The sequence below is a fragment of the Pandoraea sp. PE-S2R-1 genome, from assembly GCF_002179865.1.
GTDB lineage: Bacteria > Pseudomonadota > Gammaproteobacteria > Burkholderiales > Burkholderiaceae > Pandoraea.
In genome coordinates, this window is record NZ_NGUR01000090.1 from 1 (window position 1) to 277 (window position 277).

At 64.3% G+C, this 277-nt stretch carries 1 pseudogene; it reads left to right on the forward strand.

Going from position 1 to position 277, the window contains the following annotated elements:
* A pseudogene (locus tag CDV44_RS28330) lies at positions 1–277 on the forward strand (SAM-dependent methyltransferase); the annotation flags it as partial.

Below are 277 nucleotides of genomic sequence, written 5' to 3' on the forward strand. Positions count from 1 at the left end.
CGCACGCCACGATTCACCTGCATGATTGGCGAGCGTGCCGCCGCATCCTGCATGCCGGCGATATCGGCTTCGCAGAGGCTTATCGAGCCGGATGGGTCGATTCGCCAGACCTGGTAGCGCTGCTCCGGATGGCCATACGGAATCTGCCGTCGGTCTCCAAAACCGTCACGGGCTCAAGGCTCGCGCGAGTCTGGTATCACCTCCGGCATCGCCTGCGCGCCAACTCCCGCGCAGGCAGTCGACGCAACATTCATGCGCACTACGACCTCGGCAACCC